We start from the raw sequence: 21,367 nt of genomic DNA on the forward strand, positions 1-21,367 counted from the left end.
GCGGGAGATCTCCGTGAAGGCCGGTGCCGCGGCGGCGGAGCGTGAGGGGTTTCCGATCGTGCGTGCGGTGGGGACAGACCTCGCATGGACCGCATGTGGGACGTGGCGATCGTGGGAGCGGGACCGGCGGGCTCGGCGGCGGCGCTGCGGGCCGTGCAACTGCGCCCGCAGCTGCACGTGCTCCTGCTCGACAGGGCCGGCTTCCCCCGTGACAAGCCGTGCGGCGACGGCATCGCCGCCCACGGGCGCGACGAGCTGGCCCTGCTGGGAGTGCCCGCGCTCATCGACGACTACCGGCCCACTCCCCGCCTGACCGTGGTCTCGCCGGGCGGCATGCGGGTCTCCGCCGAGGCCGGGCGGCCCAATCACGTGGTGCCGCGCCGGGTGTTCGACGCTCGCCTGGTGGCCGCCGCACGGGCCAGAGGCGTCGAGGTACGCCGGCACCGTGTCAGGCAACTCGTCTCCGACGGATCCGGGGTGGTCATCGACGGGCGGCTGCGGGCCCGTACGGTGGTGGCCGCCGACGGGGCCGGCTCGGTCGTACGCCGCCTGATCGGCCTGGCCGCCTCCGCCGAGAAGCACACCGCCATCGCCGTGCGCGGCTACGCCGACGTGCCCGAGGAGGACGATGTCCAGCTCATCGCCATGCAGAAGGCGGGCTGGCCGGCCTATGCGTGGTCGTTCCCCATCGGCGACGGCACCGCGAACGTCGGCTTCGGCATGCTGCTGCCCCAGCTGCACGCGGCGGGGGCGCCCGGACGTCAGGTGCTGCACGGCAGGCTCGCCGCGTTGCTGCCCGACCGGCCCGCCCGCGAACTGCGCGCCCACCACCTGCCGCTCTCGACCGGACGGCCAGCGCCCGGCGCTGGACGGGTTCTGCTCGCCGGTGACGCCGCGGGCCTGATCAACCCGCTCACCGGCGAGGGCATCTACTACGCGCTGCTGTCCGGGCGGCTGGCGGCCGAGGCGGCGGTGGAGTCGCCGGGCGATCCACTGGCGCTGTACCGGAGCAAGCTGCGGAAGGCGCTCGGACGGCACCTGCGCACCACCGACGTGCTGGCCCGGCTGGCCCAGTCCCCCGGTTTCATCGACGCGGCGATCGCGACCGCCGCGCGCCGCAAGGAGGTGTTCGACCTGCTGGTGGAGGTGGGACTCGGGGCCGGGACGGTGCCCGCCCCGCTCGCGCTGGCCGTGGGGATGCGGTGGCTGCGCGGATCCCTGCGCTCCCGTCGCCGGTGAGCTGCGGTTGTCGCGCGAGACGCTCGACCTGCCGCGCCGGGCGGTGAGCGGGGCTCGGGGCCATGCGCGTCACGCGGTGAGCGAGGCGCCGCCGGCGACCAGGAGGATCACGTCCACGGCCGCCACGGCGACGGCGGTGACGAACGGCACCCGTGACGACCTGGCCGCCAGCAGCAGCCCCGTGGCCGCGAGGACCGAGGCGGCGGCCACGGCCAGCCAGCCCGCCACGCCGGGGGCGCCTCCGGGGCCGAAGACGAGCAGACAGGTGGCGGCCAGCAGCGGCACGGGGACCAGCAGCCGTACGCGGGAGGCGCCCATGCGCTGCGGCCAGCCGCGTACGCCGGTGTCCAGGTCACCCGCGATGTCCGGCAGCACGTTGGCCAGGTGCGCGCCCACCCCGAGCAGCGCGGCGGCCAGGACCGCCCACCACGCGGGCCATGGCTCACCGGGCAGGCCCAGGGTCACGAAGGCCGGCAGCACGCCGAACCCCACGGCGTAGGGGGCCCACGACAGGAGTGTCGCCTTCAGCCCGAAGTCGTATCCCCAGGCCGCCAGCACTCCCGCGAGGTGCAGCGCGCCCGCCCGCCAGCCGGAGGCCAGCGACAGCGGCACGCAGCAGGCCAGCGCCACGAGAGCGGCGATCCGGACGGCACGCGCGCTCACCGCGCCGCCCGCGACGGGCTTGCCCGCGCGCCCGGCCGCCGCGTCCCGCCCGGCGTCGATCGCGTCGTTGCACCAGCCGATCGAGAGTTGCCCCGTCAGCACGGCCGCGCCCGCCAGCGCGCACCCGGCCGCGTCGCGTCCCGTGGCCACGGCCAGCGCCGTGACCAGAGCGGTCACGGCCGCGGTCGGGCCGGGGTGGCACGCGAGCACGAAACCGACGGCCGTCCGCCCCGGCCCGTCGCGCACGACTGCGGCGGCCACGGGGTCGCGGTCAGTCACAAGGTGATCGTAGGCGATCGCCGCCGGGAATTCCCCCGCCCCAGCGTGGCTTAAATGACCAGCCGGACGGGAAACGTGCGGGAAGCAAGAGTTGTCGGCTGCCGAGGGAGAGCTGCATGACCCGTATCGCCGCAGTCCGTTGTGCTTTTCCTCCCCACCGGTACCCGCAGTCCGAGCTCACCGACATGGCCGCCCGCATATGCCTGCCGGAGAACGGCGACCGGCGCCTGCTCGACCGCCTGCACCGCAGCGCCCGGGTGGACTACCGCAACCTCGCCCTGCCCATCGAGCAGTACGAGAAGCTCAACGGCTTCGGCGCCGCCAACGACGCCTTCGTCTCGGTCGCCGTCGACCTGGGGCTCGAGAGCGTGAAGGCCGCCCTGGACGCGGCCGAACTGGAGCCGACCGACGTGGACATGATCATGTTCACGTCGGTGACCGGCATCGCCGCGCCGTCCGTCGACGCCCGGCTGGCGGCGGCGCTCGGCCTGCGGCCCGACGTCAAGCGGGTGCCCGTGTTCGGCCTGGGCTGCGTGGCCGGGGCGGCGGGCATCGCCAGGATCCATGACTACCTGCGCGGCTGGCCGGACCACGTGGCCGTGCTGCTGTCGGTGGAGTTGTGCTCGCTCACCGTCCAGCGGGGCGACTCCTCCCCCGCGAACCTGGTCGCCAGCGCGTTATTCGGCGACGGCGCGGCCGCCGTGGTGGCCTGCGGCGGCGGACGCGGGACGGACGGTCCCACCGTGGTGGCCACGCGCAGCCACCTGTATCCGGGCTCCGAGCACGTCATGGGATGGCAGGTGGGCGACACCGGTTTCCGGGTGATGCTGGACGCGAGCGTCCCGGAGGTCGTGCGGCGATATCTGGCCGACGACGTGCACGGTTTCCTGGCCGAGCACGGCGTGACGGCCGGGGAGGTGACGGCGTGGGTGTGCCATCCCGGCGGGCCGAAGGTGCTCGAAGCCGTGTCGGAGGTGCTCGGCCTGCCCGCGGACGCGCTCGACGTGACGTGGCGCTCGCTGGCGGCCAACGGCAACCTGTCCTCGTCCTCGGTCCTGCAGGTGCTCGGTGACACCCTCGCCACCCGGCGGCCAGAGCCGGGAACCTGGGGACTGATCATCGCCATGGGGCCGGGCTTCTGCTCGGAACTCGTTCTGATCCGCTGGTGACCGCGCTCATGACCCGATTGCTGGTGCTTGCCTTATGACCTGGTATCTGGTGCTCGTCGTGCTGGTCGGCCTGGAACGTGTGGCCGAGTTGGTCGTCGCCCGGCGCAACGCCGCGTGGAGCCTGGCACGCGGCGGTGTCGTGGCCGGTCAGGGTCACTATCCATGGATGGTGGCCCTGCACACCGGGTTGCTCGTCTGCGCGCCGCTGGAGGTCGCGCTGGCGCAGCGGCCCTTCCTCCCCGCGCTCGGCTGGCCGATGCTCGCCCTCGTCGTGGCGGCCCAGGGGTTGCGGTGGTGGTGCATCACCTCGCTCGGGCCGCGCTGGAACACGCAGGTGATCGTGGTGCCCGGCCTGCCGCTGGTGACGCGCGGCCCCTACCGGTTCCCATGGCTGCGGCATCCCAATTACGTGGCGGTGGCGGTCGAAGGACTCGCGCTGCCGCTGGTTCACACGGCCTGGGTGACCGCGCTGGCCTTCACGGTGCTCAACGCCGTGCTGATGGTGGTGCGGATCCGATGCGAGAACGCGGCTCTCACCCTCGCGTCGGAGCGGTGACGGCGTGATCGACGTGCTCGTCGCGGGCGGCGGCCCGGCGGGGCTGGCGACGGCCGTGCACGCGGCGATGGCCGGGATGGAGGCGGTCGTCGTCGAGCCGCGTACCTGGCCCGTGGACAAGGCGTGCGGCGAGGGCGTCATGCCGGGCGGGGTGGCGGCGCTGGCGGCGATGGGGGTCGAGGTCGAGGGACACGAGTTTCGCGGCATCCACTACCTCGACGGCCGGCGGGAGGCGCGGGCCGTCTTCTCCGCCGCTCCCGGCCTGGGCGTACGCCGTACGCATCTGCATTCCGCGCTCGCGCGACGGGCCGCCGAGCTGGGCGTCAAGACGGTCACCAGCAAGATCATCCGCGTCGAGCAGGACCGGGACGGCGTGGAGGCCGCCGGGCTGCGGGCCCGCTGGCTGGTGGCCGCCGACGGGCTGCACTCCCCGCTGCGCCGCTCACTAGGCCTCGGGCTGCCCCCGCGCGGACCCCGCAGGTACGGCCAGCGCAGGCACTACAGGATCGAGCCGTGGACCGACTTCGTCGAGGTCCACTGGTCGGGCGCCGGCGAAGCGTACGTCACGCCCGTCGCCGGCGACCTGATCGGCGTCGCGATACTCAGCTCGGTGCGGCGCGGCTACGACGAGCACCTGCGCGGCTTCCCCGACCTGAGCCGCCGCCTGCGCGGCCCGGCCGTCACCGTGGTGCGCGGCGCGGGCCCGCTGCGCCAGGCGGTGCGCGCCCGCCGCGCGGGACGCGTCCTGCTGGTCGGCGACGCCGCCGGCTACGTGGACGCGCTCACGGGCGAGGGTGTCTCGCTGGCCGTGCGCTCGGCGGAAGTGCTGGTGAGGTGCCTGGCCGAGGGCCGGCCTGAGGACTACGACGGCGCGTGGCTGCGGCTGTCTCGCACGCACCGGCTGTTGACGGGCGCGCTGGTGCAGGCCGCCCGCCGCCCCGGCACGGCCCGGCTGGTGGTGCCCGCCGCTCGCCGCCTGCCCGGCCTGTTCACGGGTATCGTCAGGATCCTCGCCTGACTCCGTTCGTGATCCTCTCCCGTACGCGACGCTCCCCCACCGCGGTGCGCTGGACTCCCAAGCGGCAGCCCGTCGAGGGCGCCGGATTTCTTCCGACTTATTGACGTAAATCCACAGACTTCGGCAGACTCTCCACATGCTGCACATCGGCGGCCCTTTCGAGCAGCTTTGGCGCCTGGGACTCGTCCTCGGCCTGCCACGAGACAACCGGCCGCTGCGCAGTGGCCGACGCGAGAGGACATGACCGATGACCGATGCCGGAAACGAGTCGCAGGTGAACCGGAGGTTCGTGCTGGCCGGGGCCGCAGGAGTGGTGGGAGCGGCGGCGCTGCCCGCGAGCGCGGAGGCGGCTTCGATGGGAAGACATCCGTCCAACTGGCCCGACCTCGAGCCCTACGGCCTGGCCGACACCCGCCTGGACCTGTGGCCGCGCGCGGACAACTCCTTCATCCTCCCGCTCGAGCAGCGCCCCCGGGACAAGGAGCTCGGCCGGGTCTGGATGCGGGACACCTACGTGAACTGCTTCGTGGTCGACGGCCGCCCCGTCTACGTCGCCACGGGCACCACCCGGGCGGCCGGCGTCGACGGGCCGGCCCCGTGGAACGACGGCATCTTCGTATGGGTGTCCCCCTCCCTGCGGGGGCCGTGGCGGCTGGCGGACACCACACATATCCGGCCCGGCGCCGAGAAGGGCAAGGTGTGGTCGCCCGAGTTCGCCGGAGAGAACCGGCCAGGACGCATGGTGGTCGCCCCATGGCAGGAGTTCTGGAACGACGAGCAGTTCGGCAAGCGGGGCGCGGCCTGGGCCCCCGAGGTGCACCACTTCCGCGGCACGTGGTACATCGTGGCGTGCATGGGCGACCACTCCCAGAAGGTCGGCTCGTTCATGCTGGTGAGCGAGGGCGGGGTCGAAGGGCCGTACCGGCTCGTGGAGGGAAACCACGACAAACCCTTCGGCGACTCCTTCATCGGCGGACCCGACTTCATCAAGCCCGGGGCGTACCACCACATCGACGGCAGCCTTTACACCGAGGGCGGCGACGCCTGGCTGGTGCTGCACAACCACCTGTACGCCAAGTTCAGGGACGACATGGAGGACATCGTCCCGGTGACCGGCCTCCCGGCCTTCCGGCAGACGCCCTACACGCCCGAGCCGTACCTCGAAGGCGCGTACGTGTTCAAGCACGGCGGCAGGTACTACCTCCTGCACGCCGCCTGGAACCGGAGCTCGGCCCACCCCGACGGCAGCACCCGCTACGCCTACGACCCGCCTGCCGCCGGCCGCACGCAGTACCACTACGACGCGGTCGTCGCCGTCTCCGACCGCTTCGAGGGGCCGTACTCCGAACGGTGGACCATGGGCGTCGGCGCCGGCCACAACAACATCTTCAAGGACCACCGCGGCGGGCTCTGGGCGACGTTCTTCCGCAATCCGCGCTTCGGTTACTGGGCCGACCCCTCGCGCCGCGCCGAGGCCGCCGTGCCCGGCGTCGTCCGGCTGGAATGGACCGGCCCGCGGGGCCGCCGCCTGTACGTCCGGCGCCGCGACCATGGCTGACGGACCGGGATGGCCGGCGACACTGCCGGCTTCCTCGGCTGACGATGCGTGGCCGCCTCGTCGGGGGCCCTGCGCTTCTATGAAGCCCATGGGCTGCTCACCAGCGAACGCACCGCCGGAAACCAACGCCGGTTTCGCGAACCGGATGTCTGCCGAACCAAGATCATATCCGTCGCTCAGCGGGTCGGATTGTCCATTGCGGAGATCAGGGCCCTCTTCGCCGAGTTGCCCGCCGACCCCGCCCTGGCCGATTGGCAGCACCTGACCGAGCGACTCGTCGAGGAGGCCGACCGGCGGATGCGACAACTCCGGCGCGTTCTCGACGACATCACCAGTGGCGACAAGTTGTGTGAGCTCCCCCACACGAAGTGACGTTCGCCCGCCAGGTCGCGCGCTCCCGCACAGGAGACACGGAGCCGTGCGACACCGGCAACGGACGAGCGGGACGGCCTGGGGTGGCGCGTCCACGCCGCGCGTGCCACACTTACTGTTATAGAACTCTCCGAAGAGTTATAGAACGAGGTGAGTGTGGGATGCGATATGTGTCGCCATGGCGTGAGCCCGTCCCGTCGATGGGGACGATGGGCGAGCCGCGGGCGCGGGGCCGGTTCGGCGAATACGGCGGGCGGTACGCGCCGGAGTCGCTGGTGGAGGCGTGCCGCGAGGTGGAGGCGGCGTTCCGGGAGGCGCGGGCGGATCCGGGGTTCCGCGCCGCCCTCGCGGAACTGCTCGCCCTGCACGCCGGACGCCCGACCCCGCTCACGCCGGCCCGGCGGCTGTCGCAGGCGCTGGGCGTGCGGCTGTACCTCAAGCGCGAGGACCTCGCCCACACCGGATCACACAAGATCAACAATGTGCTGGGCCAGGCCCTGCTCGCCGCGCGGATGGGACGGCGCAGGCTGATCGCGGAGACGGGTGCGGGCCAGCACGGGGTGGCCACCGCAACCGCCGCCGCGCTGCTCGGGCTGGAGGCCACGGTGTTCATGGGCGAGCGCGACATCGAGCGGCAGGCGCCGAACGTCTTCCGGATGCGCATGCTGGGCGCCGAAGTGGTCCCGGTCACCACGGGCAGCCGTACGCTCAAGGACGCGACCAGCGAGGCCATGCGGCACTGGGTGGGCGTCACCGGCGACTCCCACTACTGCGTCGGCTCGGTCATCGGGCCGGATCCGTACCCGTGGATGGTCAGGGAGTTCCAGCGGGTCATCGGCGACGAGGCCCGCGGGCAGTGCGCCGCCGAGCTGCGGACCAGCGTGCCGGACTACGTGGTCGCGTGCGTCGGCGGCGGCTCCAACGCGGCCGGCACGTTCGCCGGCTTCGCCGACACCTCGGCGCGCTTCGTCGGTGTCGAGGCGGAGGGCGGCGCCGGGGCGGCCCGCGGCCGGCTCGGCGTCCTGCACGGCTGCCGCTCGCTGTTCCTGCAGGACGACGACGGGCAGATCGTCGAGGCGCACTCCATCGCCCCCGGGCTCGACTACCCGGGGGTCGGCCCGGAGCACGCCCACCTGCGCGACCTGGGCCGGGCCCGCTACCTCACGGTGACCGACGACGAGGCTGTCAGCGCGGCGGTACGGCTGGCGCGCACCGAAGGCATCGTCCCTGCGCTCGAATCGGCCCACGCCCTCGCCTGGGTGATCCGCGCGGCGGGCGACGGCGAGCTACCCGCCGGATCGACGGTCCTGATGACGTTGTCCGGCCGTGGCGACAAGGACATCTCCACCCTGAAGGAGCTGGTGTGACGAACATCCTGGCCCCGGGCGCGGTCGAGCGCCACCTGCGTGCCCGCCGGGACACCGGTCGCGGCCTGCTCATGCCGTACGTCACCGGGGGCATCGCGCCCGGCTGGACGCGGTACCTGGCAGCGTTCGCCGAAGCCGGCGCGGACGCGATCGAGGTCGGCCTGCCGTTCTCCGACCCCACGCTGGACGGCGTCACCATCCAGCAGGCGAGCGAGATGGCGCTGGCCCGGGGGGCCGGCACCCGTCAGATCCTCGCCGACCTGGCCGAGGTCCTGGACCTGGGCGTGCCACTGGTCGCCAGCACCTACTACAACCTGGTGCTGCACGACGGCCCCGAGGCGTTCTGCGCCGCGCTGCGCCGGGCCGGGGTCAGCGGGCTCATCGTGCCCGACCTGCCGGTGCACGAGGCGGACGAGCTGACGGGGGTGGCCGCGGCCGCCGGGGTCGACCTGGCCCTGCTGGCGTCCCCGGCGACGCCGCGGCAACGGCTGGCGGAGATCTCGCGCCGCAGCCGCGGATTCGTCTACGCGGTGTCGCTGATGGGCACCACCGGCGAACGCGCCGCCCTCGCCGCCTCGGCGGCGGAGCTGACCGCGCGGATCAGGCGGGCCACCGACCGGCCGGTCTTGCTAGGATTTGGGATTTCCACGCCTGACCAGGCGCGGGAGGCCGGCCGGCACGCCGACGGCGTGGTGGTCGGCGCCGCGGTCATGCGGCGGGTGCTCGACGGGGCTGGACCGGACGATCTGCGGGCCTTCCTCGCGACCCTGCGGCGGGCCCTCGACCAGGAGTGTGACGCACCACGATGACCGCCGACGCCGGGCACGAGGCGAGATACCGCGCCATCGCCGCCGACCTCGCCGCGAAGATCCGGTCGGGACACTACGCCCCCGGGGAGGCCCTGCCCCCGCAGCGGGAGCTGAGCGCCTCCTACGGTGTGACCCTCATGACGCTGCGCCAGGCGTTGCGGGAGCTCAGCGACGAGAGGCTGATCGTGCAGCGGCCCGGCAGGGGCACGTACGTGGCCCCGCCCCATCTGGCGTACCAGCTCGGCTCGCTCCGCAGCCTGGCCGACGATCTGCGCGAACAGGGCCACGACGTGCGCACCGTGGTGGCCGGGCGGGCGATGCGCCGGGCCCCGGCCCCGATCGTCGCGGAGCTGCGGCTCCGTCCCGGCGACACCGCCCTGCGGCTGGAGCGGGTCCGCGAGTTCGCCGGCCGTGCCGCCGTTCACCAGGTGTCCTGGGTCCGCCGGCCGGTGGCCGACCAGATCCGCGACCGCGACTTCACCGCCGTCTCCCTCTACACGGCCCTCGCCGACGCGGGAGTTGCGGTCGCCCGGGCGTCCGAGGTGGTCCGGCCCGGCCTGCTCGGCCCCGCCGCCGCCCGCCGCCTCCACGAGCCTGAGGGCAGCCCCGTGCTCGTCAGCACCCGGATCACCTACACGCCCGACGCCGTTCCCGTGGTGTCCGACCATGCCACCATCCTCGGCACCATGATGGAGATCCGCACCGAACGCGCCGCCACCGGCCTGTCCCTGTCCTGGCGCGCCACCAGCTAGGCCCGCATCCGCGCGACCCCTCGGCGCCTCCTGGTGTCCTCGATCTTGTGGTCGCCACGGCGCTGACCTCCCTGCACCGCGATCCGGCGCGTTCCTGGACCGTGGCCGAGCTGGCGGGTGCCGCCGCGGTGTCCCGATCCACCCTGGCCGCCCGGTTCAAGGCCACGGTCGGCGCCTTCAAGCGGCGCCTTCAAGCGGGTGCTGGGCCTGCCTCCCGGCGACTACCGCAGGCATCCGAGGACGCCGTCGAGGAGCGGACCGCCGGACGATACGGCGAAGTGATCGTCGTTTGCGCCGGGGCCGGGTGTGGGCGGAGAGTGACGAGACGAGTCGCCGATCAGGGGACCTGGCGGGCCGGGGTGCAGGCGGGACCATCACGCCACAGCGTGTCGGCGGAGCCCGCGGCGAGATGGTCATGGTCCGCGTACAGTGCGACCTTCGCCTGGATCACGTTCAGCGCCTCCTGCAGGTCGGCTACCTGTTGCTGCACTCTGGCCTCGTGCCGGCGCAGGATGTCGAACCGTGCGGTCTCGGTGCCCGCGCCCTTTCTGACCAGTTCGGCGTACCGGCGGATGTCCGGCAGGGGCATCCCCGAGGAGCGCAGCTTCGCGCAGACCCGCAACCACCCGACTTCCTGCTCGGTGAACACCCGCCGCCCCGCGGCGTTGCGGCGCACCGCCTCGACGAACAGGCCTTCCTGCTCGTAGAAGCGCAACGTGTGCGTCGTCAGGCCGGTCAGCGCGCTGACTTCGCCAATGCTCAACATCGTTTCCGCGGCAGCCGTCATGCAGCCCAGTGTACGAGTTTGACTTCGAGCCGACTCGAACTCATACCGTCGAGGTGACGACGGAAGGAAGGCCCCATGTCCAGAACGTGGTTCATCACCGGTACGTCCTCAGGTTTCGGCCGGCTCCTCACCGGGCGGTTGCTCGCCCGGGGCGATCGGGTCGCCGCGACGCTTCGCAGGCCGGAGGCTCTCGACGACCTTCGCGCCGCCCACGGTGACCGTCTCTGGGCGGCCCGGCTCGACGTCACCGACGCCGGCCGGGTCCGGGACGTCGCGGACGAGGCGTTCGCGGCCCTCGGCACGATCGACGTGGTGGTCAACAACGCCGGATTCGGCGTTCTCGCCTCGGTCGAGGAGGCCACCGACGAGCAGATCCGGCAGGTGATCGAGACGAATCTGCTCGGTTCGATCCACGTGGTCCGGGCCGCGCTGCCCCACCTGCGCGCCCAAGGGCACGGCCGCATCCTGCAGGTCTCCACTGCGGGCGGGCAGACCACGTACCCGAACTTCGGCTACTACCACGCCTCCAAGTGGGGCATCGAAGGTTTCTGCGAGACCGTCGCTCGCGAGATCGAGCCGTTCGGCATCGGTCTGACCATCGTCGAACCCGGTGCGACTCCGACCGGTTTCGGAGGCGCACTGGCCACCGCACCTACCATGCCCGAGTACGACCGGACACCCGCGGGTGACTCCAGAAGGGCCCTCGCGGACGGCACCTTCCCCCTGGACAACGACCCGGAGAAGATCGCCCGCGCGATGATCGACCTGGTGGACAGCGGCGAGATCCCCTTGCGGCTGCCGCTCGGATCCGACACCTACCGCCACGTACGGGAGTCTCTCGTGGCGCGCCTCGCCGAGCACGAAGCGCACCGGGAGGTCGCCCTGTCCGTCGTCCGTGACGACCTGGTGACGTCGGGGTAGCTCCACGGCGAGTGCGCATCGTCGTCGTGGGCGACGCCCGTATCGCACGAGGGCGGCGGCGATCGGCGCGTCGGTTCAGCGTCGGGTCAGATCCTGGAGGCCGACCACGCGCAGCAGTTCCAGCCGTTCGTGGGACCTGCTGCCCGGACGGGCGGTGTAGATGATCAGCCGCTGATCGTGCTCCGGGTTCGCCAGCACCTCGCAGTCCAGCTCCAGCAGGCCGACGACAGGGTGCAGGAAACGTTTGACGTCGGTGCGGCGTACGGCGACGTGGTGGGTGTCCCACAGCGCCGAGAACTCCTCGCTGCGGGCGCGGAGCCGGCGTACGAGCTCTGCCAGCCGCGCGTCGTCCGGGCGGCGGGCGAGTGTGGCACGCAGATCCGCCACCGCTGCGCAGGCGGCACGCTCGCGGTCCTCGGCCGGGAAGAGCTCCCGCGCCGACGGGTCCGTGAAGAAGCGCCACGCGACGTTGTGGTCCGCCTGAGAGCGGGCGGACGCGTCACCGTACAGCGCCTTGGCCATCGCGTTCTGCGCGAGGATGTCGCCGCGGTCGCTCAGCACCTGGGCGGGTGTGTCGGTCAGCCGGTCGAGGACGAGAAGCATGCCGGGACGGACGTGCTCCGTGGCCGGCCGGTTGTTGCGCGGTGGCTCCTCGCCGGCCAGGTGGAAGAGGTGGTCTCGTTCGTCGCCGGTCAGCCGCAGCGCACGGGCGACGGCGGCGAGCATCTGGCGGGACGGGCGCGAGCCCCTGGCCTGCTCAAGCCGCGTGTAGTGGTCGGTGGACATGCCCGCCAGCTGCGCCACTTCCTCGCGGCGCAGTCCGGGGGTGCGGCGCCGCGCGCCCTGTGACAACCCCACGTCGGCAGGGGTGAGCCGGGTACGGCAGCGGCGCAGGAAGTCGGCCAGTTCGGTTCTGTCCACCCCTCCACCATGCCCCGTACGCCGGGGAACAGCCAGGGACGGCCCGTCCCCGGCTAAGGCCGTCCCCCGCCGCCTGACAACCCTGGTTCACCGCCGGGCTTGCAGGGCCTGGATGGCCCAGGTGAGGGAGGGCGTCAGGCCCTCCGGTGCCGGCCAGCCGTTGATCACCGCGAGCAGTTCGAAGTAGCGGTCCCTGCGCGGGTCGGCCATGATCTCCAGTCTGGCCAGCAGCTTGCCTGCGTCGCCACCGGCCACCAGGTCCGCCGCAACCCCATCAGCCTCGGGCGAGGCCGGGTCGACCCCCGCTGCCAGGGCTGGGGCCACCCGCTTCCGCACGGTGGCGCCCAGATTCGGACGCGGTGGCGACATCCGGCCGTGCTCGGCGTGTTCGGCCATGATGTGCCGAGCCGCTTGGCGCATACGGGCGCGGAAGTCCGGCCCGGCAGCCAGGCCGGCCAGTTCCACCCAGGCCTCGACCTGCTCGGGCTCGGGATCGTCGGGCAAGTGCGGTGTCATTGTGGTCCGGACGCCCTCGCCGGACTCGCCGAGAATGTTGTCGAGGAAGTCTTCGATCAGGCTCCGGCGCTCCCGCTCTGACATCGTGGCCAGCTGATGTGTCATGCTCATCTCCTCTGGGGTGGTTCCGTGCCTGGCCACCGTGGTCAGGACGGCGCGCCGTTGGCGCAGGATCTCGATCTGCACCGCCAGCGCCTCGGCGTGCGCAGCGGCCACCTCGGGCAGGCACACCTCGCGCGCCAGGACCTTGCGGATCGTGGGCAGGTCCAGTCCCAGCCCGCGCAGCGTCCGCACCAACTCCAAGCGGGCCAGGGCATCAAGGTCGTACAGCCGGTGGCCGGCGTGATTGCGGTGGGTGGCCGGGACGATCCCGCGGTCGGCGTAGAACCGGATGGTCTTGACCGTCAGCCCGGTGCGCAGGGCCAACTCGCCGATCGTGAAGAGTCTTTCGCCGTCCACGCCGTAAGCCTGGCAGCTCCCCCTACTGGAGGTGCAAGCCAGGGACGCATGAGCGGATCACGCTGATCTGGGCCGGCGACGGGTACGCGGGCAGGCTCGTCGGCTGGGCCAAGGAAAAGCTCCCGCGCAGAGCGCCTCTCACGCGCCCTTGCGTACCACATGGGTGATCTGTAGCCCAGCCCCGGGCGTCAGCGGCTTCGTGCTCTCGATCCCGAGGGCGGTGGCCAGCTCGCGGCCGTGCACGTCCACCGCCGCCTCGACGAGGTGGGCGAGTGTGTCCATGCTCGTACGGCCAAGCCGCCACCCGACGAGTACGGTCACGCTTCCGGCCACCGCGGACGGCCACCACCACAGCCCGATCGTGAGGTACCACAGCCCCCAGGCGACCAAGCGCGAGCTGGCGGAGAACCGTCCGCTTGCCGTCATGAGCTGCGCGCGGGACGTGTCGGGCACGACGAGCCACAACCTCGGCCAAGCGAACACGAGGTCCAGGTCGTAGTGGTCGCGGATCCGGGTCTGGGCCGCGGCGATCCGGTCCCCGATCCAGGTGGGGCAGGCCGGCTCGGTCAGGCCGATGCGCAGTCTCGCGTCGTTGAGCCGCTGGGTGTCAGGCGGCCGCGCCTGTTCGCTCGGCGCGCGATCGTCGCCGGAGCGCTGGTGGAGAGCGTGGTGCTTGGCGATGAGCGCGGCACGATATCGCTCCGTGGCCCTGGTCCATCGCCTGCGACGCCACGCGACGAGCGGGCGGGCCACGAGGGTTGGCCAGCGTCCCGTCCAGAGTCGTTCGATTGCCCAGCCGAACGCCTGGACGGTGAGGCCGACGGCCGCCGACCCACCGAGCACGCCGAGGAGGACGAGAATGACCGCACCGGTGTTGCGCATGGCCGGCTCGCCGGCCAGTTTGCCGATATGTGTGGCCAGCAGGCCGACGTCGTGCCATCGCCGATGGCCGAGCGCCGCTGCGGTGACGGCCGTGCCCAGGACGAGCAGCCCCGGCAGCGCCAGCAGGGACAACCAACGCTCCGCCAGTTTGCCGCTCAGCCCGGACCAGAATCCGCTCACCGGTCGAGCCTGACACGGCGCATGTTCTGGTGGAAGATATCGCAGCGGGCAGGCCGCGCGCCGGTGGCGAGGATCGGCTCGGCACGCGCGCAGTCGCCGGTGGGACAGGCGTACACCTCCTCAAGCGCACCGCCAGAGAGGGGAAGGCCCACGTATCTGTCGGGGGATCGTGGCTGATAGGAGCCGACGCCGCCGGCGATCCCGCCGCGCTGCAGGGATTCGTCGAGGTCGTCGAGAAGCCGACGGAGTCTGCCAGGCTCCGCGCCGTTGCGTAACGCGGCCAGCAACCGCTCCAGCGCTTCTCCGGCCCCGACCTCGGCGGCGACCTCTTCCAGCGCATCGCCGAGTTCCGTGCACAGCCGGGCGAGCCGAAGCGCCAGCGGATCCCGCCCACCGGTCTCCCCCGTCTGGTTCGGAGTTTTCACGTGTTCTCCGCTCTCCCGCGCCATGGCGCGATGGACAGGAGAAGATTTTGCCATCCCGGTGCAGGAACAGGTTGGAGACCATGAACGCAGCCGAGTACGGCCGGTCCGCCCCTGCGGAGGTTCTGGCCGCGATGAGCATGGACCGGCTCGACGACTTCGCCCGTACCAGAAACGCGAGCCGCCTCGAGGAGGCGATCCGCCTGGCCAGACAAGCCCTCGCCGCGACGTCGCCGGGCAACGCCGATGATGGCCACGCTATGTCCTGCTTCGCCCTCATGGCCGCTTTAAGCAGCAGGTACGCCCGGCACGGCGAACCAGCCGACTTGGAGGAGGCGATCCGCCACGGCAGATGGGCGCAGGAGATCACGCCTGACGGCGACGAAGCAAAGATCGGGATCCTCAGCCTCCTCACCGAGAGCCTGCTCGACCTCGTCGAGCGAAACGGTGACCGCGAGACCCTGAAAGAGGCGATCGAACTCCAACGCAACGCGGTCAGGCTTGCTGTGCAGACCCCGCTGCTCGGCAAGGCGCTGTCGATGCTGGGCAGGGCGCTCACAACGTGGACGGAGCTCACGGGCGAACTTGCCGCCCTGGAGGAGGCGATGGCCACCGATCGCCACCTCCTCGAACGTGAGCCGGACGACCCCCACATCCTGGAGAGCGCCGCGAACAGGCTGCATGACTGGTACAGGATCACCGGTGCCCTGAGCGCGCTGGAGGAAGCCGTGCTCCTGCACCGGAGGTCTCTCGGCCACAGGCCGGACGGCAGCGAGTACCGGCATGTGGTTCTGGCCAACCTCGGTGTCACCCTCCAGGATCGCTACGAGCACTCACAGCGGCAGGCCGACATCGACGAGGCGATCAGCCGGTTGCGCGAGGCCCTGGCGACCATGCCGGCCGGGTATCGAGCGCAGGGCCAGCGCCTGGCCGGCCTCGCGCAGGCACTGCAGACCCGGTTCGAACACGAAGGCGACCGCGCCGATCTGGAAGAGGCGGTCAGGCTGTCACGGCAGGCGGTGGCCGTCACGCCGCCAGGGCACCCTCAGCGTGGTGACCGCCTCACCGACCTCGCCCACACCTACGTGGGACTGTCGCAGGCGACGGGTGAGCCGGTCGACGCCGACGAGCTCATCCGGCTCCGCCAGGAGGCGCTTGATCTTCTCCCCGCCGGCCATCGTGACCGGGCGGTGGCGCGGTCCAACCTCGGCGACGCCTACCGCTTCCGGTACGAGCGCAGCGGCCGGTTCTCCGACCTGGGACGGGCACGCGACCTGTGCGAACAGGCGATGGACGACCTCGCGGACGATCATCCCCACCGGGACCAGTGCCTGTTCAACGCCGCGAGCGTGTGGCGCCACCGATTCGATCACGCCGGCGACCTCGACGCCCTCGGGCAGGCGATCGACGCCTTCCGCGAAGCAGCCCGTCTCTTCCCGCACGCCTCCCTTCGGCAGCGCGCATTGGTCCAGTTGGCCAGCGCACTACGCGCGCGCTACGACCGCGTCGGAGATCTCCCTGATCTGCGGGACGCGATCACGTTCGGACGTGAGTGCGTCCAGCTGGTTCCCGACGACCACATAGCCCACAACAACCTCGGCAACACGCTCCAGGCCTGGTATGAGACCACCGGCGATGCCGACGTGCTGCGCCAGGCCGTAGCCGCGGGCAGGCGGGCCGTCGACCTGCTCCCCAGTGGTCACCACTACGAGGTGATGTACCTGATGAACCTCGCGCACTCCCTGCAGATCCAGGCCGAGGGCATGGATGACATGACGGCTCTGGATGAGGCCGTCGGGATCATCCGGCGGGCCGCGGCAGTCGCGGCCCGCCGCACTCCCCTCGTCGGTCCCTTCAGGTTCAACGTCGCAGTGATCATGCGGACCCGTTTCGAGCGCGCGGGAGACGCGGAGAGCCGGCTCGAGGCCGTCGCCGCCTTCCGCGAGACCGCGCGAGACGAGGCGACGCCGCCCCAGATGAGAGTCAAGGCCGGCATCGAATGGGGCCGGTTGGAGCTGGCGGCCGGAGACTGGGAGGCGGGCCACGAGGGGCTGGCCTACGCCGTCGAACTGCTGCATTCCGTGGCTCCACGCGAGCTCGGCCGCAAGGACCAGGAGCACGGCCTGCGCACGCTGGCCGGCCTGGCCTCCCAGGCCGCCTGGTGTGCCCTGCGGCTCGGCCGTCCCGGCCGGGCCATGGAACTGCTCGAACAGGGGCGCGGCGTGCTGATCGCCCAGGCTCTCGAATCGAGGGCAAGCGACCTGTCCGAGTTGCACGTCCGCGACGCGGGCCTCGCCGAACGGTTCGAACGCCTCCGTGAACGACTCAACGCCCCCATCCCGGCAGGCGCGCAGGCCGAGCCGAAACTGTCGACAGCCGTGCTGCGGGAGCGGCGGAGCCTGGTCGCCGAGTGGAACCAGACGCTGGCGCAGATCCGCGGGCTCGAAGGTCTTGAGGGCTTCGGTCGGCCGCCGTCGATCGACCGGCTGCTGAAGCAGGCCACCGAGGGACCGATCATCACGATCAACGTCAGCGCCGCCTTCGGTGACGCCATCATCCTCACACCCGGCGGCATCCGCACGGTGCCGCTGCCCGCGCTCACCCACCCCTGGCTCGCCCAGCGGGTCGAGCGGTTCGCGACGGCCCTGAGCGACATCACCTCCGACACCGCGGCGGTCGTCCGGCGCAAAGCCGCGGCAAAAGAGCTCTCCTCCGTCCTGGCCGATCTGTGGGACACCGTGACAGGCCCGGTTCTCGCCGGGCTCGGCATCTCCGCCCATGTGCCCGGCACACCGTGGCCACGGGTCTGGTGGTCACCGACCGGGCCACTGAGCACGCTTCCGCTCCACGCCGCAGGCCACCATGACGAGTACGGGCAGCCGGACGCGCGGATCGTCCTCGACCGGGTCGTCTCCTCCTACATTCCGACGGTCTACGCCCTCGAGCACGCCCGGCAGAGCCCCCTCCCCGAACCTTGTCGGGACGTGCTGGTAAGCGCCCTCACCCACACCCCCGGCGCGCCCGACCTGCGGGCGGCGAGCAGAGAGAGCGCCCTGCTGGAACGACGCTACGACGACGTCTTGGTGTTGCCAGAGGCGGAGGCGACACGGGCCCGCGTGCTCGCCGAAATCCCCCGGCATCCGATCGCCCACTTCGCCTGCCACGCGACGACCGTGCCCGGCGACCCGTCGGGTAGCCACCTGGTGCTGCACGACGGACCACTGACCGCGCTGGAGATATCCAGCCGCCACCTCAGCGGTCTGCATCTCGCGTACCTGTCCGCATGCTCGACCTCGGAGACCGACCCGGCGTTCGCCGATGAGGCGATCCACGTCGCCACCGCGTTCCAGCTCGCCGGATACACCCACGTCATCGGAACGTTGTGGCCCATCGCGGACAACGTCGCCCCCGAGATCGCCGATCTCTTCCACGCGAACCTCGCCCTGGACGGCCAGGCATCCCCGTCAGGGACCGCCCTCGCGTTGCACCAGGCCGTACACGAGTTGCGCTCCCGCTACCCGGCCACGCCCGCGCTCTGGGCCTCACACATTCACCTCGGCCCTTAGGGGTACCGACGGCTCGAGTGTTGGTCAGCTATCACTAATGATGTCGACCCGGGATGCTGTCGAGGTCGGCGACCAGGTCATCGAGGGCACGGCCGAGGGCTTCGGAGTTGGCGGCGGTGAACCATGTGGTGCGGATGCGTTCGTTGTTTCCCTTCGGGGTCTCGTGGTCGCCCGCGAGCTGGTGCAGGGAACGGGACTCGTCGCTCAGGGCACGGCCGACACCCTGGAAGAGGCCGCGCACATAGCGGTCCGCGACGTCGGAGGGGACACCGTGGCCGACGGCCCACGACGTGAGCGTGGCGAGGTACCGGTAGTGGGTGGTGAGCGTTCCGGTCAGCGCGGAGAATACGGTGAAGGCCGCCTCGTCCTCGACCGGGAGAGACCCGCCCAGGTGGTCGAAGAGAGCGTCGACCACCGGGTGGGACGGGCACGTCACCGTGACGGAGGCGCGCTCGCGTATGGCGGGCAGGGGGATGGCCCGCACCAAGGGGACGTCGGTGGCGAGCAACTGGCGCAGGTCGTCGTTCCCGACGCCGGTCATCACGTTGACGACGATCGTGTCGCCATCCACCCGCAGGCCGGCCAGTGCCTCGGACCGGTCATGAGGGCGTACGGCTATGATCACCAGCTCGGAACGGTCCACCACCGCCTGGTTGTCGGCGCACACCTGCACACCCTCGTAGCGCTCGGACAACTCCGCGACCGTGCGGGCTCCCCGAGGGGAGAGGAACACCGCGGGGGGCTCGCCGGCTCCCTCGCACAGGCCCACGACGATGGCCCGGCCGATCTCGCCGACGCCGATGATGCCGACACGCTTCTGGTTCACTGCGTCTCCTCCTTGATGCGTGGCCGGCGCGCCCATGCCGGACAGCGGTGACCCGTGAGGGTGGTCATTGTTGGTCCAGCCAGTCCAGGACCAGCGTGCGGGAGCCCTCCCAGTTGCGGCCGACGAGGTCGGCGGCGCGGGCCAGGTCCGCGTCGCCGAACGCGGCAAGGATCTGCTCATGCAGGGGGGCGGCGTGACTTTCGCGGTCGCCGTCGCGCATGAACGCCAGCTCGTAGCGCGCGATCCGGACACGGAGCGCATGGATCAGCGTACGCAGGCTGGCGTTCGGGCACGCCGACACGATCGTGTCGTGGAAGGCGGTGTCCAACCGCCACCGTTGCGCGGGATCGCTGGCGGCCAGCAGCTCGGCGTCGATCGTGCGCAGCGCCGCCAGGTCGAGGGCTCGCGCCGGTGACGTCGACACCGCCAGTCGCTCGAGCGTGGCCAGGATCGGATAGATCTCGGCCGCCTCCGCGGGCCTCAGGGGTCGTACGGTGAACCCCCGCGCCGGCGTGGAATCGAGCACACCTTCGGCCTCCAACCGCAGCAGCGCTTCCCGCACAGGGGTGCGTGAGACTCCCAGGGTCCGGCTCAGCTCCGCCTCGGTGACCGCCTGGCCAGGTTTCAGCTCTCCCGCGGTCACCAGGCTCACGACTCGTTGGTAGACGGCGGCGCGCAGCGGCGGCGGTCGGTCGATCGAGTCCCCGAAATCCATCTGTCTATCGTATACGATAAGCAGCAGGGCGTCACCCGAGTCACTCGGAGTGACCGCCGCGGCCGTTGTCCCTGCGGGTTCACCGGTCTGATCGCCTGGCGATTCCGGATGTCGCTTTGGTGAAGAATGCGCGTGCCGTGCCTGGCACGGCACGCGCGCTCTGTCAACCGAGTTTGACGGCCTGCTTGATGAACTTGATGAAGACGACGCCGTCGATGGTGTCGAGCTGGGCCGGGTCCAGCGGGAAATAGGCGAAATCGTGGGAGATGCGCGGGGCGGGCTCCGTGACGGCCTCGGCCAGGCGGCGGGCGTCGGTGAGCGAGCGGTCCCACGGCAGCGTGGACAGGACGCCCTCGACGGTGTCCGAGGGCGGGGTGTCGTCGTCGATCACGCCGAAGGCCGAGGCCAGGAAGGCGTACCGGTCGCCCAGGTGCCTCGCGGTGATCGCCCCCGCACTCCACCACTCCAGCACCTGGTCGCCGAACGGCATGAAGCTCTTGTTCCGCTGCAGGTGGAGGTTGTGGCTGGAGACCAGGGCCGGGCCGCACTCGGCGACGGCACGCAGGTTGGCGGCCATCATCGCGTCCCGCAAGGCCGACAGCCGGGGCCATCGTTCCGGGGACGCGTCGGCCAGCCAGTAGTGGTAACGGAGCAGGCCGGTGGCGGTGCGCCCGTAAAGCGCCGCCCGCTCCCAGTCCTCCGCGCTCAGCCGTGGCGCCTGCGTGTCGAGCAGCGCCACCAGGTCGTCGGCGATCAGTCGCAGCCGCTGGGCGTCGGCGGACCGGCCGATCGACTGGGACGGATCCATGGCCGAGGCCTCGTTCGCCCACCGCTCGTCCGGGCCCAGCAGCGCGTCGAGGGTCTCCCCGGTGCAGGGCAGCGGGCCGTCGAGAAGGGCGCAGAGGGAGGTGAGCGCCTGGCTCGGGCTCGCCGCCCAATACTCCAGAGGGCCGTCGAAGCCGAAGAACCGGAGCTTGTCGTCACGCTCCTCGTTGTACGCCCGCATCCAGCGCACGAGCTCGCGGTTGGCCGGAGACGCGCCGAAGGCGTGGCTGAAGCCGCGTTCCATGACGTCGTCGAGCGTGCCCGCGCCCGTCGCGACGTAGTCGTCGACCACGAGGCCCATGAGACAGTCGCTCTCAATGGCGAACGACCGGTAGCCCTCGTGCTCGACCAGATGCCGGAAGATCTGGTTGCGCAACTCGCCCAGCTCCCCCACGAAGTGCCTGGCCTCGCCCAGGCCGAGCAGCAGGGGTTCGGCGGGTAGCGATCGGAGGAACGCCGAGACGCCCGCGCCGTCGAGCGGCCGGGCCATGTCCTTGATATCCATACATTCAACGGTATCGTTGAACATTCGGTGTAGACTTCTCTCGAAAATCCCCGCTTCTCT

20 protein-coding genes are annotated in these 21,367 nt (G+C 71.5%); 11 read left to right on the top strand and 9 right to left on the bottom strand.

Annotation, left to right across the window (positions count from 1 at the left end; all coding sequences use genetic code 11):
- The first annotated feature begins 84 nt into the window (after positions 1–84).
- A complete protein-coding gene (locus E1294_RS20115; RefSeq protein WP_132510286.1) occupies positions 85–1,239 on the top strand; it encodes an NAD(P)/FAD-dependent oxidoreductase in 1,155 nt (384 codons plus the stop codon).
- A gap of 69 nt (positions 1,240–1,308) precedes the next feature.
- On the opposite strand, the gene E1294_RS20120 is transcribed toward E1294_RS20115, so the two are convergent.
- The gene (locus tag E1294_RS20120) at positions 1,309–2,181 is read right to left on the bottom strand and encodes a UbiA family prenyltransferase (RefSeq protein WP_132510288.1); all 873 of its coding nucleotides are present in this window, start codon (positions 2,179–2,181) and stop codon (positions 1,309–1,311) included.
- Between the two features lie 116 nt (positions 2,182–2,297).
- Here E1294_RS20120 and E1294_RS20125 point away from each other — a divergent pair, with 116 nt between their 5' ends.
- From E1294_RS20125 to E1294_RS20160, 8 genes are all read left to right on the top strand, one after another.
- The gene (locus E1294_RS20125; protein ID WP_132510290.1) at positions 2,298–3,350 is read left to right on the top strand and encodes a type III polyketide synthase; all 1,053 of its coding nucleotides are present in this window, start codon (positions 2,298–2,300) and stop codon (positions 3,348–3,350) included.
- A gap of 34 nt (positions 3,351–3,384) precedes the next feature.
- The gene (locus tag E1294_RS20130; protein ID WP_132510292.1) at positions 3,385–3,906 is read left to right on the top strand and encodes an isoprenylcysteine carboxyl methyltransferase family protein; all 522 of its coding nucleotides are present in this window, start codon (positions 3,385–3,387) and stop codon (positions 3,904–3,906) included.
- Positions 3,907–3,910: 4 nt separating this feature from the next.
- Complete coding sequence (locus E1294_RS20135; RefSeq protein WP_132510294.1) at positions 3,911–4,924, top strand: NAD(P)/FAD-dependent oxidoreductase; 1,014 nt, start codon at positions 3,911–3,913, stop codon at positions 4,922–4,924.
- A 247-nt stretch (positions 4,925–5,171) separates the two neighbouring features.
- Entirely contained in the window at positions 5,172–6,482 is a 1,311-nt protein-coding gene (locus tag E1294_RS20140) for a family 43 glycosylhydrolase (RefSeq protein ID WP_132510296.1), read from the top strand.
- Between the two features lie 48 nt (positions 6,483–6,530).
- Complete coding sequence (locus E1294_RS20145; RefSeq protein WP_132510298.1) at positions 6,531–6,854, top strand: MerR family DNA-binding protein; 324 nt, start codon at positions 6,531–6,533, stop codon at positions 6,852–6,854.
- Between the two features lie 161 nt (positions 6,855–7,015).
- On the top strand, positions 7,016–8,221 hold the full coding sequence (gene trpB / locus E1294_RS20150; protein WP_246083134.1) for a tryptophan synthase subunit beta: 1,206 nt from the start codon (positions 7,016–7,018) through the stop codon (positions 8,219–8,221).
- Positions 8,218–9,030, top strand: coding sequence for a tryptophan synthase subunit alpha (gene trpA / locus E1294_RS20155; RefSeq protein WP_132510300.1), 813 nt, complete (start codon positions 8,218–8,220; stop codon positions 9,028–9,030). Before trpB ends, trpA begins: the two co-directional genes overlap by 4 nt.
- Positions 9,027–9,782 carry a GntR family transcriptional regulator gene (locus E1294_RS20160; RefSeq protein WP_132510302.1) on the top strand — a complete coding sequence of 252 codons (756 nt, stop codon included), beginning with the start codon at positions 9,027–9,029 and terminating at the stop codon, positions 9,780–9,782. The genes trpA and E1294_RS20160 overlap by 4 nt, the downstream gene beginning before the upstream one ends.
- Before the next feature lie 337 nt (positions 9,783–10,119).
- Here the strand turns inward: E1294_RS20160 and E1294_RS20170 are convergent, their stop codons facing one another.
- On the bottom strand, positions 10,120–10,569 hold the full coding sequence (locus tag E1294_RS20170; protein ID WP_132510304.1) for a MerR family transcriptional regulator: 450 nt from the start codon (positions 10,567–10,569) through the stop codon (positions 10,120–10,122).
- Between the two features lie 75 nt (positions 10,570–10,644).
- Here E1294_RS20170 and E1294_RS20175 point away from each other — a divergent pair, with 75 nt between their 5' ends.
- On the top strand, positions 10,645–11,490 hold the full coding sequence (locus E1294_RS20175; protein WP_132510306.1) for an SDR family oxidoreductase: 846 nt from the start codon (positions 10,645–10,647) through the stop codon (positions 11,488–11,490).
- 75 nt (positions 11,491–11,565) lie between these two features.
- On the opposite strand, the gene E1294_RS20180 is transcribed toward E1294_RS20175, so the two are convergent.
- The 4 genes from E1294_RS20180 to E1294_RS20195 all read right to left on the bottom strand — a co-directional run bounded on the left by E1294_RS20180 (position 11,566) and on the right by E1294_RS20195 (position 14,897).
- On the bottom strand, positions 11,566–12,411 hold the full coding sequence (locus E1294_RS20180) for a helix-turn-helix transcriptional regulator (protein ID WP_132510308.1): 846 nt from the start codon (positions 12,409–12,411) through the stop codon (positions 11,566–11,568).
- Between the two features lie 87 nt (positions 12,412–12,498).
- Positions 12,499–13,386 carry a MerR family transcriptional regulator gene (locus E1294_RS20185; protein WP_132510310.1) on the bottom strand — a complete coding sequence of 296 codons (888 nt, stop codon included), beginning with the start codon at positions 13,384–13,386 and terminating at the stop codon, positions 12,499–12,501.
- 138 nt (positions 13,387–13,524) lie between these two features.
- On the bottom strand, positions 13,525–14,448 hold the full coding sequence (locus E1294_RS20190; RefSeq protein WP_132510312.1) for a hypothetical protein: 924 nt from the start codon (positions 14,446–14,448) through the stop codon (positions 13,525–13,527).
- Positions 14,445–14,897, bottom strand: a complete 453-nt coding sequence (locus E1294_RS20195) for a hypothetical protein (RefSeq protein WP_132510314.1) — start codon at positions 14,895–14,897, stop codon at positions 14,445–14,447. The genes E1294_RS20190 and E1294_RS20195 overlap by 4 nt, the downstream gene beginning before the upstream one ends.
- Positions 14,898–14,953: 56 nt before the next feature.
- Between E1294_RS20195 and E1294_RS20200 the strand changes: the two genes are divergently transcribed.
- Positions 14,954–18,436 (top strand): CHAT domain-containing protein, encoded by a 3,483-nt coding sequence (locus tag E1294_RS20200; protein ID WP_132510316.1) that lies wholly within the window; start codon positions 14,954–14,956, stop codon positions 18,434–18,436.
- A gap of 34 nt (positions 18,437–18,470) precedes the next feature.
- On the opposite strand, the gene E1294_RS20205 is transcribed toward E1294_RS20200, so the two are convergent.
- The 3 genes from E1294_RS20205 to E1294_RS20215 form a co-directional block, all read right to left on the bottom strand.
- Positions 18,471–19,262, bottom strand: coding sequence for an NAD(P)-binding domain-containing protein (locus tag E1294_RS20205; protein ID WP_246083135.1), 792 nt, complete (start codon positions 19,260–19,262; stop codon positions 18,471–18,473).
- Between the two features lie 64 nt (positions 19,263–19,326).
- On the bottom strand, positions 19,327–19,977 hold the full coding sequence (locus E1294_RS20210) for a GntR family transcriptional regulator (protein WP_132510320.1): 651 nt from the start codon (positions 19,975–19,977) through the stop codon (positions 19,327–19,329).
- Between the two features lie 163 nt (positions 19,978–20,140).
- Positions 20,141–21,307, bottom strand: coding sequence for an erythromycin esterase family protein (locus E1294_RS20215; RefSeq protein WP_246083136.1), 1,167 nt, complete (start codon positions 21,305–21,307; stop codon positions 20,141–20,143).
- Positions 21,308–21,367 lie beyond the last annotated feature (60 nt).

This window comes from Nonomuraea diastatica (assembly GCF_004349015.1).
GTDB classification, from domain to species: domain Bacteria; phylum Actinomycetota; class Actinomycetes; order Streptosporangiales; family Streptosporangiaceae; genus Nonomuraea; species Nonomuraea diastatica.

Bases quoted from the DNA above. Each gene is read 5' to 3' on its own strand.
- E1294_RS20115 (WP_132510286.1), top strand. From the start codon at position 85: ATGGACCGCATGTGGGACGTGGCGATCGTGGGAGCGGGACCGGCGGGC.
- E1294_RS20125 (WP_132510290.1), top strand. From the start codon at position 2,298: ATGACCCGTATCGCCGCAGTCCGTTGTGCTTTTCCTCCCCACCGGTAC.
- E1294_RS20130 (WP_132510292.1), top strand. From the start codon at position 3,385: ATGACCTGGTATCTGGTGCTCGTCGTGCTGGTCGGCCTGGAACGTGTG.
- E1294_RS20140 (WP_132510296.1), top strand. From the start codon at position 5,172: ATGACCGATGCCGGAAACGAGTCGCAGGTGAACCGGAGGTTCGTGCTG.
- trpB (WP_246083134.1), top strand. From the start codon at position 7,016: ATGCGATATGTGTCGCCATGGCGTGAGCCCGTCCCGTCGATGGGGACG.
- E1294_RS20160 (WP_132510302.1), top strand. From the start codon at position 9,027: ATGACCGCCGACGCCGGGCACGAGGCGAGATACCGCGCCATCGCCGCC.
- E1294_RS20170 (WP_132510304.1), bottom strand. From the start codon at position 10,569: ATGACGGCTGCCGCGGAAACGATGTTGAGCATTGGCGAAGTCAGCGCG.
- E1294_RS20175 (WP_132510306.1), top strand. From the start codon at position 10,645: ATGTCCAGAACGTGGTTCATCACCGGTACGTCCTCAGGTTTCGGCCGG.
- E1294_RS20195 (WP_132510314.1), bottom strand. From the start codon at position 14,897: ATGGCGCGGGAGAGCGGAGAACACGTGAAAACTCCGAACCAGACGGGG.
- E1294_RS20200 (WP_132510316.1), top strand. From the start codon at position 14,954: ATGAACGCAGCCGAGTACGGCCGGTCCGCCCCTGCGGAGGTTCTGGCC.
- E1294_RS20210 (WP_132510320.1), bottom strand. From the start codon at position 19,977: ATGGATTTCGGGGACTCGATCGACCGACCGCCGCCGCTGCGCGCCGCC.
- E1294_RS20215 (WP_246083136.1), bottom strand. From the start codon at position 21,307: ATGGATATCAAGGACATGGCCCGGCCGCTCGACGGCGCGGGCGTCTCG.